Raw genomic sequence first — 21,239 nt, forward strand, 5'->3', positions numbered from 1 at the left:
GCGACGCGTGAAGGAAGCGAAAGACAACCCTGAGTGATGTCTGGTGGCGTATATCCTGCTAGGTCGTTCGTCAGAAACGCCCACGGTTTCATAATGGGAAGGAGCGCCAGATGTCTGTCCGACCGATCGACGCTCCCGACCATGCGGCGCTGAACCGGCTGCATCGTCAGGTTGGCTGGCCCGAGCGGTCGCCGGCCGGATGGCGCTGGCTCGAGGCCAATCCTGCGCGATTGATGCTTGGCGCGCCGGCCGGCTGGGTGGTCGCCGACGAGAACGACAACGCCGTCGCCATGCTGGGCAACTTCATCCAGCGGTTTCGCTACGGCGCCCAGGACCACTTCGGCGCCACCGGCTTTTCGATCATCGTGCCGCCCAGCCAGAAGGGCGCCAGCCGCCCGCTGATCCGCACCTTTTTGAAACAGCCAGGGCTGTTCGCCCGCTACACCTTCAACGCCAATGCTCGCTCGGCGCCGCTGTACTGCCTGTTCGACATGAAGCCCTGGCCGGCCGAAAGTCATGGACTGAAGCTGTCATGGATCACCGACCGTCTGGCCTGCGCTCAGGGTCGAGGGCTGCGCCTGCTGCTGGGCCGCACCTCCGCCGAGACCGCCGCGCGACTGGGCGAACGGCTGATGAACGGGCGCGTGTTTCGCCAGACGCCGCTGGTGCTGCCGGCAGGGGTGACGGTGCTGCGCGATCTGTCGGACGTCTCGCCCTATGCGGACTTCTGGCGTCGGCTGTCGCAAGAAGATCGTCTGCTGGCGGATCGCAGTCCGGACATCCTGCGCTGGCGGTTGGCGGACCCCGACCTGACCCTGCCGCCGGTCATGCTGGCCTGCGTCAGGGATAGCCGCATCGTCGGGATGGCGATGGCGCAGATGACCAAGACCAGCCTGATCGAGCCGCCCTATCTGGATATTCTCGATCTGATCGCGCTGGAGACGGCGCACGAGGCGATTGGGCTTCTGACCCAGGCGCTAATCGACAACGCCCGCGCGTTGGGGGCCGCCAAGGTGCGGCTGCAGGTGGTGACGCCGCGCCTGCTGGCGCAGTTGGGCGATCTGGCGAAGACGGCGCGGCGCGAAGGCGGCTGGGGACACTGCCACGCCATCATCGACGATCCTGCGCTGGCGGCCGCCTGGGCGCCGACACCGTTCGACGGCGACTACGGCATCTGTTCGCGCACGCCGCCGATGCCTAAACCCTTGGCTGACGCCGCAATCACGCGCCCGACCTTGGGCGGGCGCGTGTCCAAGGCCTGATCAGGCGTTGGGGCGGGCCTTCAGCTCGTCGCGGATCTCGGCAAGCAGCGCTTCGGTCGCCGACGGCGCGGCGGGCGCCGGATCGGGCTTGGCGGCTTCCTGACGACGCAAGGCGTTGATGCCCTTGACCACAAGGAAGACGACCCAGGCGACGATCAGGAACTGGATCACAGTGTTCAGGAAGGCGCCGTATTGGATCGCCACCTTCTCGACGGCCTCGGTCGCAGGGTTCTCAGCCCTCAGCACCCATTCCAGTTCCGAGAAATCGATGCCGCCGGTGATCAGGCCGATGGGCGGCATCACCACCTGATCGACCAAGCTTTTGACGATGCCGTTGAAGGCGGCGCCGATGATCACGCCGACCGCCAGGTCCACGACATTGCCCTTGACCGCGAACTCGCGAAACTCCGACAGCAGGCTCATGAGATTTCCTTGAGAAAGTTAGATCAGGCGTCGCCCGAGGCGTTCAGCCGCTCGCGCAGCTCCTTGCCGCTCTTGAAGAAGGGGACGGCCTTGGCGGGCACCTCGACGGTTTCGCCAGTACGCGGATTGCGACCCGCGCGCGCCGGGCGCGAGCGCACAGACAGGGCGCCGAAACCGCGCAACTCGACCCGGCCGCCTTCGGACAAGGCCGAGGTCATGGTGTTGAGGATCACATTGACCAGCCGCTCGACCTCGGCGTGGGTCAGGTGGGTATTTTCCGCTGCAAGCTTCTCGATCAGTTCGGACTTGATCATCTGCGCCCCCGCGAGCTCGGAATGACGGGCTGTTTCGCCCGCCGTCGATCCAGAGCCCACACCCTAACCTTCGACAGGCTCTGTAAAAAGCCCTTATCCGACAATGATGCGCGCCATTCTCAGGAAAAATGTCCGGAAGTGCACACAGCAGTGTGCCAGACAGAGAAAAGGGCGACGGGATTGCTCCCGCCGCCCTCATTCGTTGTCGCTATCGCAGAGCGCGCGGCGCTCTGCTGCTTGAGCGAGATTGCCGCTATCGCAGAGCGCGCGGCGCTCTGCTGATTGAGCGAGGCGACCGAAGGACGCGATGCGCCCTTCGGCTTGAGCCTTACTCCTTGGTGCCGGCGTTCTTCAGCGCGGCACCCAGGATGTCGCCCAGCGAAGCGCCCGAATCGGACGATCCGAACTGTTCGATGGCTTCCTGCTCGTCCTTCATTTCCAGCGCCTTGATCGACACCGAGACGCGGCGCGAGGCCTTGTCCACGGCGGTGATCATGGCGTCGACGCGGTCGCCGACGGCGAAGCGTTCCGGACGTTGCTCGTTGCGGTCGCGCGACAGGTCCGACTTGCGAACGAAGGCCGTGACCGGCGCGTCGTCTTCACCGAACTTGACCTCGATGCCGCCCGACTCGATCGCCGTCACGGTGACGGTGATCTGCTGGCCGCGACGATAGGTGTCGCCCTCGCCGATCGGATCGCCGCCCAGCTGCTTGATGCCCAGCGAGACGCGTTCCTTCTCGACGTCGACATCCAGGACCTTGGCCTTGACCATCTCGCCCTTGCGGTAGCGCTGGATGGCTTCTTCACCCGACACCGACCAGTCGAGGTCGGACAGGTGCACCATGCCGTCGATGTCGTTGTCCAGGCCGATGAACAGGCCGAACTCGGTGGCGTTCTTGACTTCGCCCTCGACGGTCGAGCCGATCGGGTTGTTGGCGACGAAGGCGTCCCACGGATTGTCCTGAGCCTGCTTCAGGCCCAGCGAGATGCGGCGCTTGGAGGCGTCGACATCCAGAACCACGACGTCGACTTCCTGCGAGGTCGAGACGATCTTGCCGGGGTGGACGTTCTTCTTGGTCCAGGACATTTCCGAGACGTGCACCAGGCCCTCGACACCGGCTTCCAGCTCCACGAAGGCGCCGTAGTCGGTGATGTTGGTGATGCGGCCCGTGTACTTGGCGCCGACCGGATACTTGGCTTCCACGCCGTCCCAGGGGTCCGACTGCAGTTGCTTCATGCCCAGCGAGATACGCTGGGTGTCCGGGTTGATCTTGACGATCTGGACCTTGACGGTGTCGCCAACGGCCAGAACCTGGCTCGGGTGCGAAACGCGCTTCCACGACATGTCGGTGACGTGCAGCAGGCCGTCAATGCCGCCCAGGTCGACGAACGCGCCGTAGTCGGTGATGTTCTTGACGACGCCTTCGCGGACTTCACCCTCGGCCAGCTGACCGACCAGTTCCGTGCGCTGTTCGGCGCGGGCTTCTTCCAGGATGGCGCGACGCGACACGACGATGTTGCCGCGCGGACGGTCCATCTTCAGGATGGCGAAGGGCTGTTCCTTGCCCATCAGCGGGCCGACGTCGCGGACCGGACGGATGTCGACTTGCGAACCGGGCAGGAAGGCCGAGGCGCCGCCCAGGTCGACGGTGAAGCCGCCCTTGACGCGACCGACGATGGCGCCGTTGACCGGCTGGCCTTCGGCGAACACGACTTCCAGACGGGTCCAGGCTTCTTCGCGGCGCGCCTTGTCGCGGCTGATGACGGCTTCGCCCAGGGCGTTCTCGACGCGCTCCAGGTAAACCTCGACGTTGTCGCCGACCTTGGGCAGGGCGCCGTCGTCGCCTTGGCCGAACTCGCGCATGGCGATGCGGCCTTCGGTCTTCAGACCAACGTCGATGATGACGATGTCTTTTTCGATGCCGACGACGCGGCCGTGAACGACCTGGCCTTCGCCGAAGTCGCGACCCGACAGTTGTTCGTCGAGCAGCGCCGAGAAGTCGTCGCGCGTGGGGTTGAGAGTATCAGACATGAAGCTCTGGTGTTTCCAGTGGGGCTGTGGCGCGTGACCGAAGAACGATCCCACGCGAGGTGGACCCCTGACGCAGCGAAATGCGGCGCGCGGGGCGATAGGAAAAGATGGAATCAGGTCGTCGGGATGCGAGGCCGTTCAGAACGATCAAAACGCCCGCGGAAGCCGAGGATGGGAGCGTTGGATTTGCGAAGTTGGTCAGAAACCGTGTTTCGCGCGCGCCGCCTCGACGATACGGCGGGCCGCATCGAAGGCGGCCTCTATACCCATATCGGTCGTGTCCAGCAAGACCGCGTCGTCGGCCTGGACCATCGGCGCCGCGCCCCGCCCGGCGTCGCGCTCGTCGCGGCGCTGGATATCGGCCAGCATGGCCTCGAAGGCGATGTCCGATCCGCGCGCCGTCAGTTGCTTCCAGCGGCGCGTGGCCCGCACCTCGGGCGTCGCGGTGACGAACAGTTTGGCGTGAGCGTTCGGCGCAATCACCGTGCCGATATCGCGTCCGTCGAGAACCGCGCCGCCCGCCTGGGCCGCGAACGCCTGCTGCAGCTCCAGCAGAGCCGCCCGCACGCCGGCGAAGCTGGCGACACGGCTGGCGGCCTCGCCCGCCTCGCCTGTCGTCAGGCGCGGATCGTCCGACAGACCCGCCGCGTCGAGGCCCCGCGCCGCCTGCGTCGCCGCCGCCTCGTCATCCAGCGATCCGCCGTCCGCCAGCACCTTTGCGCCCACGGCCCGATACAGCAGCCCCGTATCCAGATGCGGCAGACCATAGGTCTGGGCCAGACGCGCGGCGATGGTCCCCTTGCCAGAGGCGGCCGGTCCGTCGACGGCGATGATCAGGGTCAAGCAGGTCTCCGCAGCGCGTGGCGCATTTCAATCTCGATCCCAAACGCACGGGAGGCCGAACCTGATAGCGAGGATCGCCCGACCAATCCAGCCGCAGGCCTCAGTCTCGGCGTCCGACCAAATCACGAATTGCAAGGCCGGCCAGCAGGACCGCCAGGCCCGCCCCGGCCGCAACCGACGCCACATAGAAGCCGACCACACTCCAAAACAGCAGAGGTCGGTCCGCCAACAGAACGTCCGGCCCCTTTCGGTTGTTCAGCACCCCGGCATCCAGGCTTTGGACGATCTCTCGGGCTCCGATCACGCAGAACCAGCCGATCAGGATCGCGATCGCCAGCGTCAGGATCGGCTTGATCCAGCCCGACTTCTCCGGCCGGTTCACGACCATGCCTTCCAACGCGCCAGAACCACGACCGCGAAGGCCGCCAAACCCAGCCAAACCAAACAGGCGACGCCGCTCAGCGCCACGGTCGAATAGAAGAAGGCGTCGCCCTCGGCCCTGAGATGCACTGCGCCATGCTTGCCCGAGACCCGGCCTGTCGTCACCCCTTGCCAGACGATCCAGGCCGTCCAGCCGGCTCCGCCCAGACAGGTCAGAAGACCGAGGACCGCGATGCCCCGACCGAGGACGTCGCGCGCGGGCTTCACGCGATCCGCCCGCCCAGCCCGTTCATCATCTCGACGAAGCCGGGGAAGCTGGTGGCGATCATCCCAGGCTCGTCGACCGAGACCGGCTGTTCGGCGGCCAGGCCCAGGACCAGATGGCTCATGGCGATGCGGTGGTCGTGGGCGGTGTGGACCAGGCCGCCTCCACGCACCGACCCGCCCTGGCCGGCGCCGGTGACGATGAAGCCTTCCGGCTCCTCCTCGACCTGAACGCCGCAGGCGCGCAGCCCCTCGACCATCAGCGAAATCCGGTCACTTTCCTTGACCCGCATTTCACCCACGCCGCGCATGACGGTGACGCCGTCCGCAAAGGCCGCCGTCGCCGCCAGGATCGGATATTCGTCGATCATGGAGGCGGCGCGATCCTCGGGCACGACCACGCCCTTCAGGGACGAGTGACGGGCGGTGATGTCGCCGACCTCTTCGCCCCCGGCCTCACGCCGGTTGGTGGTGGTCAGGTCGGCGCCCATCTCGATCCAGGTTTCGAACAGGCCGGTGCGAAGCGGGTTCAGCATCACGCCCTCGACCGTGACCTCCGACCCCGGCACGATCAGCCCCGCCGCAAGGGGAAACGCCGCCGAGGACGGATCGCCCGGCACGGCGACGAAGGTCCCGGTCAGGGCCTGACCGCCCTTCAGCGTCACCTTCCAGCCCTCGCCCCTCTCCTCTACGCTCACCTCGGCGCCAAAGGCCCGCAGCATCCGCTCGGTGTGATCACGGCTCTTTTCGGGCTCGACCACCGAGGTGACGCCCTCGGCGTTCAGCCCCGCCAGCAGGATGGCCGACTTCACCTGGGCCGAGGCCACCGTCTGCACATAGTCGATCGCCTTCAGCGCGCCGCCGGTCAGGGCCACAGGAAGCCGATCCTCGGCCGCCTGCCAGTCGAACGCCGCACCCATGTCCGCCAGGGGTCCCGTGACCCGCTTCATCGGCCGCTTTCTCAGCGAGCCGTCGCCATCGAAGGTCGCCGTCAGCGGATAGCCGGCCGCCGCGCCCATCAGCAGCCGCACCCCGGTTCCGGCGTTGCCGCAGTCGATCACCGACGCCGGCGTCTTAAAGCCCCCCGCCCCCTCGATCCGCCATCTGCCGTCGCCGGTCCGCTCGACCTTGGCGCCGAAGGCCTCGACCGCGCGGGCGGTGGCCAGGACGTCGTCGCCTTCCAGAAGACCCTCGACCTCAGTCACGCCCGACGCCATTCCGCCCAGGATCATCGACCGGTGCGACATCGACTTGTCGCCCGGTGCGCGGACCTTTCCGGTCAGGGCGGATGCGCGGCGCGAAGTCAGTTGGGACGGCATGATCACCCGCTTCAGGCTGTATTGTGCGAAGGGCCGCGCGGGCGGCGCGAAAGACAGCTTTTGACAGCGGGTCAAAGGGGTGGCAAGGGACCGCCCCGAATTCAACCCGTTGAAAGCATCCAAACGTGGCCAATCCCGAACTGGGCGCCAAACAGGTCTGCCCCAACTGCCAGGCGAAGTTTTACGACCTGAACCGTCGCCCTGCACACTGCCCCAAATGCGGAACCGACTTCGATCCCGAAGAGGCGATGAAGCTGCGCAGCCGCCGCGCCCGTCCCGGCTATCCGTCCGACGATGAGGACACGGAAGATCAGGTCAAGGACAAGAAGGTCGACGGCGACGAGGACGAGGAAGACGACGTCAAGACGCCGGAAATCGACGAGGAAGGCCACGAGCCGATCCTGACGCCGGACGACGAGGACGAAGACTCCCCGGCTGACGCCTCGGAAGAAGCCGGCATGGGCTCGACCGACGGCGACGACGATCTGCTGGCCGACGACGATGACGACTCCGTGCCGTTCATCGAGGACGAAGACGACGACTCGATCGATGACGAGATCGCCAAGCCGTCGCGCGACGACGACTAAATTCTTGAGCCCATCGCGCATCGCGCGACTTGAAGCCCAACTTGCTGTGGGCTTCTCGCGATCTGGCTCAGATTCTTGTTGCACCCGCCGCATTTCCCGTTAGGGAGACGCGGCGGACAGCAGGCCTTTCACACCTTTCGGTTTGAAAAATCTGCGTATTTTTACCTTTGGGAACGCGGTGAAAATAAATCTCGAAACGGGCTTGATCGCAGAAAAAGCCTGACCTAGTTTCCGCCGCCTCGCCGGGGGCCATCGCAAGATGAACCGGGCGATCCAGACCGACAGGTCCGGGGCTTTAGCTCAGTTGGTAGAGCGCTTGCATGGCATGCAAGAGGTCAGCGGTTCGACTCCGCTAAGCTCCACCATCGTCACCTCCGAGCACCGCAAGGTGTTCGGAGGGACGGCCATCCTCCCCCACATTTCGATCCGCAGAAGTCGCCAGTCGGCGCGCGACCAGGTGCCCGTCTCTCGTCCGATGACCGACGCGGCAGGCGGCTCGATCCGAACCTCCCGCCGCGATAGTCGCCGATCAGTTCTCGACTTCGGTCGATCCCTGGCGGAACTCTTCGGCCGGCACGAAGGCCGAGCCTTCTTCATCCAGCACCCAGACGCCGATCAGGGCGGGGTGATCCGGGGTGACGTCTTCGTCCAGCAGGTCGCCCTCATAGACGCCGACATTGCTGTAATCGAAATCCAGCAGCAGCTGATCGGCCATGTCGATCATTTCGTCGGCCATGCGGCGTGCATAGCCCACCGCCTCGCTGGCGTCGGAAAAGTCGTCCGTCAACGTGTTGACCTCTGCGGCCTCGCTGCCCTGAACGGCGCTGGTGGTGACGATGGTGAATGCGGACATGGTGATCTTTCTTAAGTCTAAGGACTTCACCTAGCCCGTTTGGCCCCGCAACACGTCGAAATTCGGTTGCGCCATCGACGCTATCGATCGGCCCCGCCCCGGTCGTTGCGCTTCGTCGCGCGATAGACCTTCTGCAGGCCGCCCAGCCGCCGACGTTCCGCAGCCTTGGCGATCCGTTCCGCCTTGTCCCCCGCCGCCGCCAGTTCCGACTTCAGCTTCTGGAAATGCGCCCAGCGCGATCCCTCCAGCGCGCCGTCCGCCAGGGCCGCCTGGACAGCGCATCCCGGCTCGCTCACATGGCCGCAGTTGGTGAAGCGGCACTCCTGCATCAGGTGTTCGATATCGTCGAAGACCGCTTCCACACCCTCTTCGGCGTCGATCAGGCCCACTTCGCGGATGCCGGGCGTGTCGATGATGAGACCGCCGCCGGGCAGCGGGATCAGCTGGCGGTGGCTGGTGGTATGGCGTCCCTGGTCGTCGGATGCGCGGATCGCCTGGGTCGCCATCCGATCCTCGTTCAGGAAGGCGTTGACCAGGGTGGACTTGCCGACACCCGACGAGCCGATCAGGACACAGGTCTCGCCCGGCTTCACCTGAAGACGCAGCGCCTCCAGGCCGACGCCTTCGCGCGCCGAGACGGTCAGGACCAGGGTCTGCGTCTCCAGCGCCGCCACCTGAGCGGCCTCGGCTTGGGGGTCGGCGCTGAGATCCGACTTCGTCAGAACGAGAACGGGCCGCGCTCCGCTGTCCATCGCGGCAGCCAGGAAACGCTGTATCCGGCGCGGATTCAGATCCGCATTCATTGAGGTGACGACGAAGGCCACGTCGATATTGGCCGCCAGGATCTGGGTTCGACGTACGCTGTCCGCCGCCCGCCGCACGAAGGCCGTGCGGCGAGGCAGGACGGCATGGATGGTGGCGGCGCCGTCCTGCGGGTTCGGCGACAGCGCCACCCAGTCGCCCACCGCAGGGGGCCCAGTCTCCTGGGCTTCGTGCCGCAGTCGGCCGGACGCCTTGGCCTGAAGCTCGCCCGCATCCGTGGCGACCAGATAGCCGTTGCGATGCTGGAGGATGACGCGGCCCGGCGTGTGACCGGCATGGGCATGCGGCGCAAACGCCATCGCCCAGACCTCGGACCATCCATACTGTTCGATCAAATCAACGGCATCCCTGTCGCTCGCGCTCCTCAGCCGGCTTGTGCTGAACACTGTCCCAAAGCCTTGCCAGTCGGCGGGGCCGCGAACAAGCATGCTCGCCGTCCCAGCGCCTCGGGAACGAAATGTCGGTCGGCGGCGCTCCGCTATCGAGACGATGTTCAGCGAGGAAACAGCGATGAGCGAGATCAAGGAAGGCATGGAAGTCATCGGAGCCGACGGCGTGCACGTCGGCGTCGTGGATCGGGTCGAGAGCGACCGAATCAAGCTGACTCGGCGCGAGAACACCGGCGCCCACGCCGATCACCACCATTATATCGAGAACGGCTTCGTCGCCGGCGTCGAGGGCGATAAGGTGCGCCTGTCGGCCAACGCCGATGTCGCCGTCACCCTTGAGGAAGAAGAGTCCGGCCGCCCGGTCGATCTCTGACCGAACGGCTGCGCGTGCCTAAAGCAGCGTGGCGGCCAGATTGACCGTCAGCGCCAGGATAACGGCGTTGAAGAACCAGGCGATCAGGCTGTGAAACGTCGCCAGGCCGCGCAGCTTGCGGCTGGAGATCTGCACATCGGCCGTCTGGTTCGCCACGCCGATGATCAGGGCGAAGTGTAGAAAGTCCCAGTAGTCCGCGTCCTCCTCACCCGGAAAGATCAGCCCGCCCTGATCACCCGTGCCGTCGTCACGCGGGGCGTAGAAGCCGTGGGCGTAATGCAGGGCGAAGATGATGTGCACGTACAGCCACGACAGGCCGACGGTGCACACTGAAAAGACCGCCTGCCCGACGGTCGGCTTGCCGTCGCTGGCCACCATGGCGAGGACGAGGACCACGACGCTGGCCACGGCCGCCGCCATGCTGAGCGGCAGGACCAGAACGCCCGCCTGATCCAGTTCCGCCGCGCGACGCCGCATCGCCTCCTGAGAACGCGCGCGGAAGATCCGCACAAAGGTGGCGACGAGAAAGGTCGCCACGCCCGCGTCCCAGCCGGCCGCCAGTCGCATCGGCCAGCCGACGCTGGCCGGCGCCAGCGCCGCCACGGCCGCCATGACCAGCAGCCCGAGCCATAGCGACAAATGCAGACGGAACAGGCGCGCGACAGATCCCATGCCTGCGAGATTGCGCATTCCTGACCGCACGTCCAGCGACCACGCGGCCGGCGAAGCGGCTACGACGAAATGGATTTCGTCTCATTGAGGGACACGTCTGTCGGCGACGTCATAGAAGTGTCGCTTATCGTTTCGGGGGAAACGCGAATGCTGGTGTCGATCGTGATCGGCGAGGTTCTTTATCTGGCGCATCGCTGTCGGCGGGCGCTGATCGCCTCGCCCGTGGTGCTGGTCGGTCTGTGGGCCGTGATGACCGTCATGCCGCACGGGTCGGTGCACTTGCCGAACTGACGACACGCCGTCGGCGGTCGTTCCAGGCGCCGGACCGAATCTGGCGTCCCAGGCGTTGTCAGGTGTGAACCCCACGCCGAGGACGCCCTGACCGACTTCACGCCATCACCCCAACGCATCCGCGTCATCGACCTGGAGACGGCCGGATCCGGCCCTCAGGACGTCTGCGAGATCGGCTGGCAGGACGTGGTGCGTGACGGGGCCGGCCCATGGCGTCTGGATGCGACGCGCGGCGCCCGTTTCGTAAATCCCGGCCGGCCGATTTCGCCCGACACCATGGCGGTCCACCACATTCTGGACGAGTGGCTTCAAGACGCCGGCTATTGGAAGGCCGTCGCGCCGCCCATCCTTCGTCCGGAAGCGGGCGTGATCGCCCTGGCGGCTCACCGGGCCAGCTTCGAGCAGCGGTATTGCACCCCTGCCCTGTCAGGCGGCGCAAAGTGGATCTGCACGTGGAAATGCGCCTTGCGGCTGTGGCCCGACCTGCCGCGCTTCTCCAACCAGATGCTGCGCTATCTGCGTCGACCCGAAGGTTTGGTGCATGAGCTCGGCCTGCCGGCGCATCGCGCCCTGCCCGACGCCTATGTCACCGCCCATCATCTGCGCGACATGCTGAACCAGACGACCGTCGAGCAGTTGCTGGCCTGGAGCCGCGAACCGGGACTGTTGCCCCGCGTGCCCGCGGGCCCCGAACGCGGCAAGGCGTGGAGCGCGGTCGATGCCGACCGCCTTCAGGTCCTGGCGTCGGGACGCGACATCGACATCGCCTTCACCGCCGCGACCGAGCTTCGCCGCCGCGGCCTGATGACGGAAACGACCGTCCGGACGTCGGATCAGAGACGGCTGCTCTAGCGCGCAAACACCAGCCAGAGCTGATGGCGACTGATCTGAAAAGAAAAGAAAATGGTGGACGCGACAGGGATTGAACCTGTGACCCCCTCGATGTCAACGAGGTGCTCTCCCGCTGAGCTACGCATCCGCCGTAGGGCTCCGAAAAACGTCTTCGGAGCGGGAAGAGCGGTCGTATAGCGGCGAGGCCGGTCGGCATCAAGCCGATTTAGCGGCAAGAATGCGATTTCTCGCCGAACGCCGCTCGGCCCACGCAGCGAAGGTTCAGGCGGCGACCATCCGCTCGACCTCATTGACCAGATCGCGCAGGTGGACGGGCTTGGACAACACCTTCGCGTCCGGCGTGGCCTGGGCGGCGGTCAGGGCCACGGCGGCGAAGCCGGTGATGAACATGATGCGCAGGCCGGGTTGGCGAGCGGCGGCAACGCGGGCGACCTCGATCCCGTCGGCGCCCGGCATGACGATGTCGGTCAGCAGCAGGTCGTAGGGACCGTGTTCCAGGGCGTCGATGGCGTCGTCGCCGTTCTCGCAGTCGATGACCTGGTGGCCTGCCCGCTCCAGCGCGCGCGTCAGAAATCCGCGCAACGAACCGTCATCTTCGGCCAGGAGAATACGCGCCATTCGAGAAACACCCTTGAAACAGATCGCAAACCTAGAGCCCGAACGGTAAACCGCCGATGAAATTCGCCGATCAGCCGACTTCCTTCCACAGCGAAACGCGCTAAGCGGAAGCATGACCGACGGCGGCGACAGCTTTTCGATCACCGCCCCGGCGGCGGACGCGCCCGCGACGGCGCTGGTGTTCGCCTCGCCTCACTCTGGCGACCTGTATCCCGACGACATGGGCGCCGCGCCGGGCCTGTCGCGCGCCAGCCTGAAAAGCGCCGAGGACGCCCTGGTCGGGCGCTTGGTCGCAGAGGGACCGCTCAGAGGCGCCGCGCTGATCGAAGGGCGGATCGGCCGGGCCTATGTCGATCTGAACCGTGATCCGTCCGAGCTTGACCCGGCCTTGATCGAGGATCTGGAGGGGCCGGTGGGAGCCAAGACGGCCGCCGGTTATGGCGTGATCCCCCGATTGGCCGGCGACGGGACGCCGCTTTACGCGCGCCGGCTGACGTTGGCGGAGGCCACGCACCGCATCGCCAGGGTCCACGCCCCCTATCACCAAGCCTTGGGCGAACGGATGCAGACGACGCGCGCGACGCACGGACGGGCGGTGCTGATCGACTGGCATTCGATGCCGGCGCGCGCCGTCGGGGCCGAAGTCGTGCTGGGCGATCGTTACGGCTCGGCGTGCAGTGCGCGGCTCAGCCGGCGGCTGCGCGAGTTGTTCGAGGGCTTGGGCTGGCGCGTTGCGCAGAACCATCCCTACGCCGGCGGTTGGTCCACCCAGCGCTGGGGACGGCCGGACGAGGGCTACGAGGCCATCCAGATCGAACTGAGCCGCAAACTCTATCTGGACGAGACGACGCTGGCCCCCAACGCGACCTACGCCAGGACGCAAAAGGCCCTATCCCGCGTGATCGCCGCCCTGTGCTCAGACGCGTGGTCGGCCTGACTGATCGCTGATCAGATCAAAAAAAAGCCGCACCCGAGGGTGCGGCATTAAAAGTCTATAGGGAGGAAACGCCCAGGAAGGGCAAGACGCCCGGAGGCGTCAGAGGTCAACTTAGGTTGCGATGCACAATGGGTCAAGACCCATGACCGCCCGCATGGTCACGCCTTGTTACGCACATATGGCGATTCGCCTGACAAGACGGCGCTCTTTCGACGAAAGTCGGACGGGCGCTCAATCTCGCAACTGCGAAAGGATCGGTTCAGTTGTCCAACAACCGCCGTGCGTTGCGAATGGCGCGGGCGGCGGGTGACGCCTCCTGGCGATAGATCAACAGACCGAACGAGGACGCCACGCCCAAGGCCAGCCACAGCGGTCCGAACAGCCAGGCCGCCGCCGCCAGGGCGAAGTAATAGCCGCGCACACCCTGACTGAAGGAACTGAGCGCCGGGTTCAAAAGCTGGCCCGCCGCCTCGCTGAAGGCCTTGCGGTCGGTCTTGGTGTGGATCTCCGGCGCCGCGCCGATCAGCGCCAGGGCGTAGTTCATCTGACGCAGCGCCCAGATGAAATCCAGAAAGCCGCGCGCCAGGCAGATCAGGACCAGCGCAAGCTTTGCCTCCAGAATCTTCATCGGCACGTTTTCGGCGCCGACGGCGGCGAACCCCTGAAGCGCGCTCTCGCCGCCGAACAGGATGCCTGCGACCGCCGCGATCAGCAGCAAGTTGGTGGAGGCGAAGAAGGAGGCGGAGTTGATCGAATGACCCATCAGCTGGCTGTCGATCAGCTTCATCTCGCGATGGGTCATGGACTGCATCCAGGCCGCGCGGACATGCTCCATGTCTTGGTTCAGCGAGCCGCCCCGTCGGCTGATGAAAGCCAGGATGGGGCTGTATCCCAGCCAGCAGATGAAGAAGAGGGCCAGCGCCGCCCAATCGGTCCAGGTCATGATCCAGATGTCCGCGATGATGCGCCGCGACGCAAGTCCGCCGGGCCCGTGTTCGCCACATGTCGCCCTTGCCGTGACGGGCCGGGGAGCCTATCACCCTTCGCCTTTCAAAGTTTCGCAGTCGCAGCAAAGACCCGCCATGAACCTCGACGCCATTCCCGTCGGCCCGAACGCTCCCTGGGACATCAACGTCATCATCGAAATTCCACAGGGCGGCCTGCCGGTGAAATACGAGATGGACAAGGCCTCGGGCGCCCTGTTCGTCGACCGCTTCCTGCACACCGCCATGTACTATCCGGGCAACTACGGCTTCGTGCCGCACACCCTGTCGGACGACGGCGACCCCTGCGACGTGATCGTGCTGAACCCGACCCCTGTCGTTCCGGGCTGCGTCATCCGTTCGCGTCCTATCGGCGTGCTGAAGATGACAGATGAGGCCGGCGGCGACGAAAAGATCCTGGCCGTGCCGGTCGACAAGCTGAACCCCTACTACACCGAGATCGCCAGCTATCGTCAGCTGCCCGCCATCCTGATCGAGCAGATCGAGCACTTCTTCACCCGCTACAAGGACCTGGAGAAGGGCAAGTCGGTCAAGGTCGAGGGCTGGGGCGACGCCGGCGAGGCCGCCGACCTGATCGCCAAAGGCATGCAGGCCCACCAGGACAAGCTGGCCAAGAACAAGGCCGCCAACGCCGCCTGATCCGGGCGACAAGCGCTTGAAGCCTCAAGGCGTCCTCCGATCAGGGGACGCCTTTTTGCTGACCGTCAGGCTCGCCACTCGTGTCGTAGAAGGGCGTACTGACACGTGTTGACGTAGATGGGCTGGCCCGCGGCGTCGTTCACGAACGAGATGAACTCGCAGAACAGCCCTTCGCGCCGCATGCCCAGCCGTTCGCAAAGCCTCTGTGACGCCAGATTGTCGTCCTCGACATAGGCGTACAGGCGACGAGCCGCCTTGTCCGCGAACAGATGGTCGACCAGGGCGCGGGCCGCCTCGGACGCATAGCCGGCGCCCGCATAGGCGCTGTTGAAGTTCCAGCCGATGGACCAGGTGTCCGGCGCCTCGAACATTGCGAAGACATCACCGATGACATGGCCGTTGGCCTTGGACTGGACGGCGATATATTCGCCCTCGGCTCCGCGCTTGAGCACTTCCGCCTCGGCCGCCGCCATGTCCTGAAGCGTCATCGCGGCGAAACAGGCGGCGCGCGGCTGGTGAAGGTAGGCGAACAGGTCTGCGGCGTCGCCGGCCTGAAAGCGTCGAAGGGTCAGACGATCCGTTTGCAAGGGGGTCATCGTTAAGCCTGTCGTGCAGCGTGCGCGGTTCTGACGATCGGCATGACGCCTTTTCGCCGATGACGATAGGATTTTGTGCGCGCTGCGACGCCCCGCCCCTCTCCCGCAACGGTTCGGCCTCTCCTATCTGCGTCGCATGACCGAACTGACCCCCCGCGAGATCGTCTCCGAACTGGATCGCTATATCGTCGGCCAGAACGACGCCAAGCGAGCTGTCGCCGTGGCCCTGAGGAACCGTTGGCGCAGGAAGCGCGTGCCGGCGGATCTGCGCGACGAGGTGACGCCCAAGAACATCCTGATGATCGGCCCCACCGGCGTCGGCAAGACCGAGATCGCGCGTCGCCTGGCGCGGCTGGCGGGCTCGCCTTTCCTGAAGGTCGAGGCGACCAAGTTCACCGAGGTCGGCTATGTCGGCCGAGACGTGGATCAGATCGTGCGCGACCTGGTCGAAAGCGCGCTGATCATGGTGCGCGAGCGCCGGCGCGGCGACGTGCGGGCCAAGGCCGAGGCCGCCGCCGAGGACCGGATCCTGGACGCCCTGGTCGGACCGGGCGCGGGGCCCGCGACGCGCGACAGTTTTCGAAAGAAGCTGCGCGCCGGAGGGCTGGACGACAAGGAGATCGAGATCTCGCTGGCGGACACCGCCTCGCCGATCCAGGGCCTGGACATTCCGGGCGGCGGCAACGTCGGCCTGCTGAACCTGTCCGAAATGCTGGGCAAGATAGGGGGCGGGCGCACCAAGACGGTCAAGCTGGCGGTGCGCGATGCGACAACACCCCTGATCGCCGAAGAGGGCGACAAGCTGCTGGATCAGGACAGCCTAACGCAGGAGGCGCTGAAACTGGCCGAGAACGAGGGCATCGTCTTCCTGGACGAGATCGACAAGGTGGCGGCTCGCCAAGGCGCGTCCAGCGCCGACGTGTCGCGTGAAGGGGTGCAGCGCGACCTGTTGCCTCTGATCGAGGGCACCACGGTCTCGACGAAATACGGGCCGGTGAAGACCGACCATGTGCTGTTCATCGCCTCGGGCGCCTTCCACGTCGCCAAGCCCAGCGACCTGCTGCCCGAGCTTCAGGGGCGGTTGCCGATCCGGGTCGAGCTGAAGGCCCTAACGCGCGACGACTTCAAGCGCATCCTGACCGAGCCGGAAGCCAATCTGATCCGTCAGAACCAGGCCCTGCTGGCGACCGAGGACGTGACCCTGACCTTCACCGACGATGCGGTCGAGGCGATGGCCGATGCGGCGGTGGCGGCCAACAGCGCGGTCGAGAACATCGGCGCGCGCCGGCTTCAGACCGTGATGGAGCGGGTGTTGGAGGAGACCAGCTTCAAGGCCTCGGACCTGTCGGGCCAGACCGTGACCTTCGACGGCGACGCGGTGCGCGAGAAGATGGACGCCCTGACCAAGGACGTCGATCTGAGCCGCTTCATTCTGTAGCGACGCGCTCGGCGGCCTTGCGGTTCTGGCGGCCGCGCAGGCGATCCGCCACCCGTTCTGCCTGGCGCTGGGTGAAGGCCAGGGCCGCGGGATTGCCGCGCCGGGCGCCGATGCTGTCGGCGACCTTGGCGCCGCGCTCGCCGATCGGCAGGGGCTTGCCGGTCGTGGTGTCCACGGCGGTCTGGTGCTCGATTTCGGCGTTCAGCTCGGCGCCCATCAGGATCACCTGCACCGACAGCCAGGTCCACAGCAGGAAGCCCATCATAGCCGCCAGCGGGCCATAGCTGTCGGTCCGCACGAAGTTGGACAGATACCAGCTGAACAGGAAGGAGACGGTCAGGCTGAGCACCGCCGCGAAGATCGCGCCCGGCGTGACCCAGCGCCAGCGCGCGCGCTGACGGCAGGGGCCATAGCGGTAGATGACGGTCAGGGCCGCGATATAACCCGCCAGCAGCAGCGGCCAGCGCAGCGGGGCGATCAGGCCCCATTCCTCCTCCAGCCCGAACAACCGCACCACCACCGGCACTCCGACGACCAGGACCGAGGTCAGCAACACGGCGATGATGGCCCCGACGGTGAAGGCCATGCAGATCAAATTGTAGCGCACGATGTTGCGGCGTTCGACCTCGTGGTAGGCGACGTTAAGGCCGTAGAACAGCACCTTGACCGCCCCGTTGGCCGTCCACAGCGACAGGGCCAGGGTCCAGGCCAGGGTGAAGGTCAGCTGGCTATTGGAGTTCTCGGCCAGCCGCTGCATCTCCCCGCCCAGGAACTCGGCGATGCTGTCGGGCAGCAGGGCGTAGAGGAACTGCAGCCGGCCCCAGGCGTCGGCCGGATCGGCGAACAGGCCGTAGAGGGTGACGAACGTCCCGAGGAGCGGGAACAGCGACAGCAGGGTGAAGAAGGTCACGCCGCCGGCGACGAAGCCGACCCGGTCGCCGAAATAGGAGCCGCCGGTGCGCCAGACGATGTCGGACCAGCCTCTGTGCGGAATGTGCTCGGGCCGTTTGGCCATGCGGCCGCGACCGGGCTCCTGGGCTTCATAGTCCTCGGGCGTGGGGACCTTGGGCGGCAGGGGCTCGGGGCGGGGGGCGCGCAGCTCGACCCCGACCTTGTGTCCCTGGCTGTAGAGCAGGTGGGCGGCGCCGGCCCCGGCGGCCAGACCCCCGGCGGCGGCGGCCAGGAACTTCCACACCCGACCCCGCTCAGACGGCGCGGGCGCGCGGGCGAACAGGTTGCGAAGCGGGGCGAGGCGGGAGGGGCGGCGCGCAGTCATCCCGACGCGAACGGTCAAGCTGGCCTCGCGTTCCTCCCGTCGCGCTTGAAATCGGCGCCGGGCCGGGCCAATCAACGCCCATGACCGACCCCATCACGCCCAAGTCCGACACCGACGCCCCGACCCTGCTGACCGCCTGGAAGGCGGCGCAGGCCCGGCTGAAGACCGGCCGCATCGACAGCCCCGCCATCGACGCCCGCCTGCTGCTGGAGGCCGCCGCCGGCGCCAGCCGCATGGACATCCTGACCGACCCCTATCGGCCCATCACCGCCGACCAGCTGAGCGCCTATGAGGCCATGGTCGAGCGCCGGCTGAAGCGCGAGCCCGTCTCGCGCATCGTCGGCAAGAAGGGCTTCTGGAAGATCATGCTGAACGTCACCCCCGACGTCCTCAGCCCCCGCCCCGACACCGAGACCCTGATGGACGTTTCCATGCTGGCCTTCGGCAAGACCGAAGCCTTCGACGCCATCGACCTGGGCACCGGCTCGGGCGCGATCCTGCTGGCGCTTCTGGCCGAGCGGCCGGCCGCGCGCGGGGTCGGCACTGACATCTCGTCCGAGGCCCTGGCGGTGGCCAAGGAGAACGCCGCCAACCTGGACCTGAACGACCGCGCGACCTTCCTGCGCACCGAATGGGCCGCGGGCTTCGGCGACGCCAGCTTCGACCTGGTCTTGTCCAACCCGCCCTATATCCCGACCGACCATATCGCGACCCTGGACCCGGAAGTGCGCGACCACGATCCGCACCTGGCCCTGGACGGCGGGCCCGACGGCTTGCAGGCCTATCGCGACCTGGCGCCCGAGGTGAAACGCATCCTGAAGCCGCTGGGCGTCTTCGCCGTCGAGATCGGCTTTGATCAGGGCGCGCAGGTCAAGGAACTGTTCGAGGCCGCGGGCTTCACCGACGTCAAGATCATCAAGGACCTGGGCGAACGCGACCGCGTCGTCACCAACGGCCCGGACCCACGCACCAATCCGATCCCGCAGGACTGACCGACTTCAGACGGTCGGCGGACAAAAACACCGTCTAATTCGTCTAATTCGTCTGAATTGCCCCTCCCCGGCCGTGCGACGCGTCCCCTGCGGACGAACCGAGACAGGATCGCACGGTTTGAGGGCGTGGGCAGGAGGATGACGCTGGCGGGCGGCAGGGTGTTGAAATCGTTCGCGATGTGCGTCGCAGATGCGCGGGTTGGCGGCCTTGATAAGGGTCTGTCAGCGGGGGCCGAGCGTGAGACCTGCCGTCTGACGCCACGCTCGCGCAGACCACGCCAAAGCGGCGGTCTGGCCGACGATCGATAGGGGCGCGGCTGCGCGGCGACGAGGAGACCGGAGGCCCCTGTGGAGACGAGGGAGTCTGCTCCTTTGCCTATCCGGGCGATGGGGTGAAGCGCCACCGACTCGTAACAAGGAATACGTTGGCGGCTTTCAATTCGGTAGCGCGGGGTCGAAGGTCCCACTGAACAAGAACACTAAAGGTGGAGCGCTCGGACTCCACCCCATTCTGAATCTAAATATTCGCATACTAGTCGACGGTGGCAACGATGAGGCTTGTCTTCAGAACAAAGTAGGCATGAATCAGCCATGCTGGATCTATCTAGCAACTTCTCCACTTTGCGGCCTCGAATGAGATCAATGTATCGCTTTTCATACTCATTCCACGACATTGATCCCTTTCGATATGCACTAAGTATTTCGTCTGTGGGAGATAGACCAGGAAGATGTTGATAGTCGACATCCAAAATTTCTCTAAGAAAGTACTTTAGATCAGCCGCCTTAGCGAATCCAGAAAGCTGAGAAGTGTTGTTGAGACGAACGTCAACAATCTTTCGAACTCCAGCTTTGCGGACTCGTTCAAAAAATCCTTCAGCCGAAGTTTTCGTAAAACCGATCGTATAAATCTTTGTCATTCGTTTCTCTCCGCTTTTCTCGATAAGCGACTTGCTCCGAACGCTTGCGATACGCAGTGGCAAGATCGCAGTCGCGGATAAACATATCTCGGTTGTTATCTTGGCATTTCGAGAGCAGTGTTTCAGCCAGCTCTGATTGGGTGGTGAGGCTGCCGTCGTGGCGAATGTGGTGAACCGCGTAACCGCTTTCACACATAGACCGACCGACCAAGAGGCAGCGGTGGCAATCTAGCGGATCACGTTCCGAGCATACGAGCGCAATCCTGTAGGCCTTCGCCCCTTCAACCAGGCGCCGGATGCCCTGCCGATAATTTGCTGTGACCGCCATCTTCTCGTAGTCAGCAACTCCGGCCGTTAACAGTCGCGTGTCGCGAGGCCGCCCGCCTAGTTCCTTCCCGAGAAACACGTAATGCATTCCAGCCTGCTTCAACGCCGCTTTCAGATCGGGCTGGTTGAAGTGTGGTGACCTTCCGCTGAAAGGCGAAGAGCGGACGTCTGCAACAGCCTCAATCTCGCAATCACGCAACAGATCGATGAACCGTGCGATTGGCAAGTTCGAGTGACCAAGGGAATAAATCGGGTTCATGGATTCTAGAGGATCGGAAACGCACCGTTGATTTGAGCATGGCACCTTCCTTGCGGAAATTCACGTGCCAAGCCGACTCTCAAGTGGATCCTGGTCGCATTCGCGAATTGAGCTCGAACTGCAGCCAACCCGCCAGCCCTGTGCAGAGCCCGCAGCTCTGAGCTTGTAATGCTGAGGTCATATGTTGCTAGGCCATCGACTACCATAGCTCGAAGCTTAGGCGGCTTGTCTCGATATTGATCCGTGTAGAAATTCACCGATTGGATTGGCAGCGTGACGCCGCCCAACGATGGGCATTGCGTGCCAGGTACCACGTAAGGCTTGGCACCAACTTGGAGGGCTCCGCCATAGGCTGCCCCGACCGACGGCGCTGAAATTTGCAAAGCAAGCTGCGAGAATTCGGCCGCAGGCATGACCCTGACTCGGTTGAGCGTATTCAAGCGCACTACCAAATCCTCGGTGAGATGCGGGAATTCTGTAGGGGGATTTGGACGGTCGGCCTCGAAAGACACCTCATGAGACGGCCAGAACACAGAGCCCGGACCCACGTAGGCTTTTT

Annotated in this window: 25 protein-coding genes and 2 tRNA genes; 10 read left to right on the forward strand and 17 right to left on the reverse strand. The window is 65.3% G+C overall.

What is annotated here, in order from left to right; translation table 11 throughout:
* Positions 1-110 precede the first annotated feature (110 nt).
* Positions 111-1,262 carry a hypothetical protein gene (locus A4249_RS10885; RefSeq protein WP_066552581.1) on the forward strand — a complete coding sequence of 384 codons (1,152 nt, stop codon included), beginning with the start codon at positions 111-113 and terminating at the stop codon, positions 1,260-1,262.
* On the opposite strand, the gene mscL is transcribed toward A4249_RS10885, so the two are convergent.
* The 7 genes from mscL to aroA all read right to left on the reverse strand — a co-directional run bounded on the left by mscL (position 1,263) and on the right by aroA (position 6,841).
* Complete coding sequence (gene mscL, locus A4249_RS10890) at positions 1,263-1,685, reverse strand: large-conductance mechanosensitive channel protein MscL (protein WP_066552583.1); 423 nt, start codon at positions 1,683-1,685, stop codon at positions 1,263-1,265.
* Between the two features lie 23 nt (positions 1,686-1,708).
* Positions 1,709-1,999: an integration host factor subunit beta gene (locus A4249_RS10895; RefSeq protein WP_039244165.1), complete on the reverse strand. Its 291-nt coding sequence runs from the start codon at positions 1,997-1,999 to the stop codon at positions 1,709-1,711.
* A 328-nt stretch (positions 2,000-2,327) separates the two neighbouring features.
* Positions 2,328-4,031 carry a 30S ribosomal protein S1 gene (gene rpsA / locus A4249_RS10900; protein ID WP_066552585.1) on the reverse strand — a complete coding sequence of 568 codons (1,704 nt, stop codon included), beginning with the start codon at positions 4,029-4,031 and terminating at the stop codon, positions 2,328-2,330.
* 198 nt (positions 4,032-4,229) lie between these two features.
* Complete coding sequence (gene cmk, locus A4249_RS10905) at positions 4,230-4,874, reverse strand: (d)CMP kinase (protein WP_066552586.1); 645 nt, start codon at positions 4,872-4,874, stop codon at positions 4,230-4,232.
* Positions 4,875-4,974: 100 nt separating this feature from the next.
* Entirely contained in the window at positions 4,975-5,256 is a 282-nt protein-coding gene (locus tag A4249_RS10910) for a hypothetical protein (RefSeq protein ID WP_156494700.1), read from the reverse strand.
* Positions 5,253-5,522, reverse strand: a complete 270-nt coding sequence (locus tag A4249_RS10915; RefSeq protein ID WP_066552589.1) for a hypothetical protein — start codon at positions 5,520-5,522, stop codon at positions 5,253-5,255. Before A4249_RS10915 ends, A4249_RS10910 begins: the two co-directional genes overlap by 4 nt.
* Positions 5,519-6,841: a 3-phosphoshikimate 1-carboxyvinyltransferase gene (gene aroA, locus A4249_RS10920; protein WP_442854499.1), complete on the reverse strand. Its 1,323-nt coding sequence runs from the start codon at positions 6,839-6,841 to the stop codon at positions 5,519-5,521. The genes A4249_RS10915 and aroA overlap by 4 nt, the downstream gene beginning before the upstream one ends.
* A 122-nt stretch (positions 6,842-6,963) precedes the next feature.
* On the opposite strand from aroA, the gene A4249_RS10925 reads away from it, so the two are divergent.
* Entirely contained in the window at positions 6,964-7,425 is a 462-nt protein-coding gene (locus tag A4249_RS10925) for a TIGR02300 family protein (RefSeq protein ID WP_055752793.1), read from the forward strand.
* Positions 7,426-7,714: 289 nt separating this feature from the next.
* Positions 7,715-7,790 (forward strand) — tRNA-Ala (locus tag A4249_RS10930).
* A 164-nt stretch (positions 7,791-7,954) separates the two neighbouring features.
* On the opposite strand, the gene A4249_RS10935 is transcribed toward A4249_RS10930, so the two are convergent.
* Both A4249_RS10935 and rsgA read right to left on the reverse strand, forming a co-directional pair.
* Positions 7,955-8,278: a hypothetical protein gene (locus A4249_RS10935; RefSeq protein WP_055803275.1), complete on the reverse strand. Its 324-nt coding sequence runs from the start codon at positions 8,276-8,278 to the stop codon at positions 7,955-7,957.
* An 80-nt stretch (positions 8,279-8,358) separates the two neighbouring features.
* On the reverse strand, positions 8,359-9,435 hold the full coding sequence (gene rsgA, locus A4249_RS10940; RefSeq protein WP_066552591.1) for a ribosome small subunit-dependent GTPase A: 1,077 nt from the start codon (positions 9,433-9,435) through the stop codon (positions 8,359-8,361).
* A 175-nt stretch (positions 9,436-9,610) separates the two neighbouring features.
* Here rsgA and A4249_RS10945 point away from each other — a divergent pair, with 175 nt between their 5' ends.
* A complete protein-coding gene (locus A4249_RS10945) occupies positions 9,611-9,862 on the forward strand; it encodes a DUF2171 domain-containing protein (protein WP_055805252.1) in 252 nt (83 codons plus the stop codon).
* Positions 9,863-9,880: 18 nt separating this feature from the next.
* Here A4249_RS10945 and A4249_RS10950 read toward each other — a convergent pair whose 3' ends face one another.
* Positions 9,881-10,552: a DUF1345 domain-containing protein gene (locus tag A4249_RS10950; protein ID WP_231868693.1), complete on the reverse strand. Its 672-nt coding sequence runs from the start codon at positions 10,550-10,552 to the stop codon at positions 9,881-9,883.
* Between the two features lie 129 nt (positions 10,553-10,681).
* On the opposite strand from A4249_RS10950, the gene A4249_RS16625 reads away from it, so the two are divergent.
* Both A4249_RS16625 and A4249_RS10955 read left to right on the forward strand, forming a co-directional pair.
* Positions 10,682-10,825: a hypothetical protein gene (locus A4249_RS16625; protein WP_156494701.1), complete on the forward strand. Its 144-nt coding sequence runs from the start codon at positions 10,682-10,684 to the stop codon at positions 10,823-10,825.
* A 189-nt stretch (positions 10,826-11,014) separates the two neighbouring features.
* Positions 11,015-11,677 (forward strand): DNA polymerase III subunit epsilon, encoded by a 663-nt coding sequence (locus A4249_RS10955; protein WP_231868694.1) that lies wholly within the window; start codon positions 11,015-11,017, stop codon positions 11,675-11,677.
* Between the two features lie 52 nt (positions 11,678-11,729).
* On the opposite strand, the gene A4249_RS10960 is transcribed toward A4249_RS10955, so the two are convergent.
* Positions 11,730-11,804, reverse strand: a tRNA-Val gene (locus A4249_RS10960).
* A gap of 134 nt (positions 11,805-11,938) precedes the next feature.
* The gene (gene cpdR / locus A4249_RS10965) at positions 11,939-12,295 is read right to left on the reverse strand and encodes a cell cycle two-component system response regulator CpdR (RefSeq protein WP_017506825.1); all 357 of its coding nucleotides are present in this window, start codon (positions 12,293-12,295) and stop codon (positions 11,939-11,941) included.
* Between the two features lie 112 nt (positions 12,296-12,407).
* On the opposite strand from cpdR, the gene A4249_RS10970 reads away from it, so the two are divergent.
* On the forward strand, positions 12,408-13,232 hold the full coding sequence (locus A4249_RS10970) for an N-formylglutamate amidohydrolase (RefSeq protein WP_066552594.1): 825 nt from the start codon (positions 12,408-12,410) through the stop codon (positions 13,230-13,232).
* 259 nt (positions 13,233-13,491) lie between these two features.
* On the opposite strand, the gene A4249_RS10975 is transcribed toward A4249_RS10970, so the two are convergent.
* Positions 13,492-14,175 carry a DUF599 domain-containing protein gene (locus A4249_RS10975; RefSeq protein ID WP_055803258.1) on the reverse strand — a complete coding sequence of 228 codons (684 nt, stop codon included), beginning with the start codon at positions 14,173-14,175 and terminating at the stop codon, positions 13,492-13,494.
* 139 nt (positions 14,176-14,314) lie between these two features.
* Here A4249_RS10975 and ppa point away from each other — a divergent pair, with 139 nt between their 5' ends.
* Positions 14,315-14,875, forward strand: a complete 561-nt coding sequence (ppa, locus tag A4249_RS10980) for an inorganic diphosphatase (protein WP_066552596.1) — start codon at positions 14,315-14,317, stop codon at positions 14,873-14,875.
* Positions 14,876-14,940: 65 nt separating this feature from the next.
* Here ppa and A4249_RS10985 read toward each other — a convergent pair whose 3' ends face one another.
* Entirely contained in the window at positions 14,941-15,471 is a 531-nt protein-coding gene (locus A4249_RS10985; RefSeq protein WP_066552597.1) for a GNAT family N-acetyltransferase, read from the reverse strand.
* A gap of 136 nt (positions 15,472-15,607) precedes the next feature.
* Between A4249_RS10985 and hslU the strand changes: the two genes are divergently transcribed.
* Positions 15,608-16,909, forward strand: a complete 1,302-nt coding sequence (gene hslU, locus A4249_RS10990; RefSeq protein ID WP_066555104.1) for an ATP-dependent protease ATPase subunit HslU — start codon at positions 15,608-15,610, stop codon at positions 16,907-16,909.
* Here hslU and A4249_RS10995 read toward each other — a convergent pair.
* Positions 16,899-18,203, reverse strand: a complete 1,305-nt coding sequence (locus tag A4249_RS10995) for a YihY/virulence factor BrkB family protein (protein ID WP_231868695.1) — start codon at positions 18,201-18,203, stop codon at positions 16,899-16,901. The two genes, hslU and A4249_RS10995, sit on opposite strands and share 11 nt — an antisense overlap.
* 62 nt (positions 18,204-18,265) lie before the next feature.
* Between A4249_RS10995 and prmC the strand changes: the two genes are divergently transcribed.
* Complete coding sequence (gene prmC / locus A4249_RS11000; protein ID WP_066552598.1) at positions 18,266-19,177, forward strand: peptide chain release factor N(5)-glutamine methyltransferase; 912 nt, start codon at positions 18,266-18,268, stop codon at positions 19,175-19,177.
* Between the two features lie 479 nt (positions 19,178-19,656).
* Here the strand turns inward: prmC and A4249_RS16350 are convergent, their stop codons facing one another.
* Positions 19,657-20,094 (reverse strand): DUF488 domain-containing protein, encoded by a 438-nt coding sequence (locus A4249_RS16350; RefSeq protein ID WP_082854134.1) that lies wholly within the window; start codon positions 20,092-20,094, stop codon positions 19,657-19,659.
* Complete coding sequence (locus tag A4249_RS11005) at positions 20,051-20,680, reverse strand: DUF488 domain-containing protein (RefSeq protein WP_066552601.1); 630 nt, start codon at positions 20,678-20,680, stop codon at positions 20,051-20,053. The genes A4249_RS16350 and A4249_RS11005 overlap by 44 nt, the downstream gene beginning before the upstream one ends.
* Positions 20,681-21,239 lie beyond the last annotated feature (559 nt).

The sequence above is a fragment of the Brevundimonas sp. GW460-12-10-14-LB2 genome (assembly GCF_001636925.1).
Lineage (GTDB): Bacteria > Pseudomonadota > Alphaproteobacteria > Caulobacterales > Caulobacteraceae > Brevundimonas > Brevundimonas vesicularis.

Coding starts and splice junctions, on each gene's coding strand:
- A4249_RS10885 (WP_066552581.1), top strand. CDS start 111: ATGTCTGTCCGACCGATCGACGCTCCCGACCATGCGGCGCTGAACCGG.
- mscL (WP_066552583.1), bottom strand. CDS start 1,685: ATGAGCCTGCTGTCGGAGTTTCGCGAGTTCGCGGTCAAGGGCAATGTC.
- A4249_RS10895 (WP_039244165.1), bottom strand. CDS start 1,999: ATGATCAAGTCCGAACTGATCGAGAAGCTTGCAGCGGAAAATACCCAC.
- rpsA (WP_066552585.1), bottom strand. CDS start 4,031: ATGTCTGATACTCTCAACCCCACGCGCGACGACTTCTCGGCGCTGCTC.
- A4249_RS10935 (WP_055803275.1), bottom strand. CDS start 8,278: ATGTCCGCATTCACCATCGTCACCACCAGCGCCGTTCAGGGCAGCGAG.
- A4249_RS10945 (WP_055805252.1), top strand. CDS start 9,611: ATGAGCGAGATCAAGGAAGGCATGGAAGTCATCGGAGCCGACGGCGTG.
- A4249_RS10950 (WP_231868693.1), bottom strand. CDS start 10,552: ATGCGCAATCTCGCAGGCATGGGATCTGTCGCGCGCCTGTTCCGTCTG.
- A4249_RS16625 (WP_156494701.1), top strand. CDS start 10,682: ATGCTGGTGTCGATCGTGATCGGCGAGGTTCTTTATCTGGCGCATCGC.
- cpdR (WP_017506825.1), bottom strand. CDS start 12,295: ATGGCGCGTATTCTCCTGGCCGAAGATGACGGTTCGTTGCGCGGATTT.
- A4249_RS10970 (WP_066552594.1), top strand. CDS start 12,408: ATGACCGACGGCGGCGACAGCTTTTCGATCACCGCCCCGGCGGCGGAC.
- A4249_RS10975 (WP_055803258.1), bottom strand. CDS start 14,175: ATGACCTGGACCGATTGGGCGGCGCTGGCCCTCTTCTTCATCTGCTGG.
- ppa (WP_066552596.1), top strand. CDS start 14,315: ATGAACCTCGACGCCATTCCCGTCGGCCCGAACGCTCCCTGGGACATC.
- A4249_RS10985 (WP_066552597.1), bottom strand. CDS start 15,471: ATGACCCCCTTGCAAACGGATCGTCTGACCCTTCGACGCTTTCAGGCC.
- hslU (WP_066555104.1), top strand. CDS start 15,608: ATGACCGAACTGACCCCCCGCGAGATCGTCTCCGAACTGGATCGCTAT.
- prmC (WP_066552598.1), top strand. CDS start 18,266: ATGACCGACCCCATCACGCCCAAGTCCGACACCGACGCCCCGACCCTG.
- A4249_RS16350 (WP_082854134.1), bottom strand. CDS start 20,094: ATGACAAAGATTTATACGATCGGTTTTACGAAAACTTCGGCTGAAGGA.
- A4249_RS11005 (WP_066552601.1), bottom strand. CDS start 20,680: ATGAACCCGATTTATTCCCTTGGTCACTCGAACTTGCCAATCGCACGG.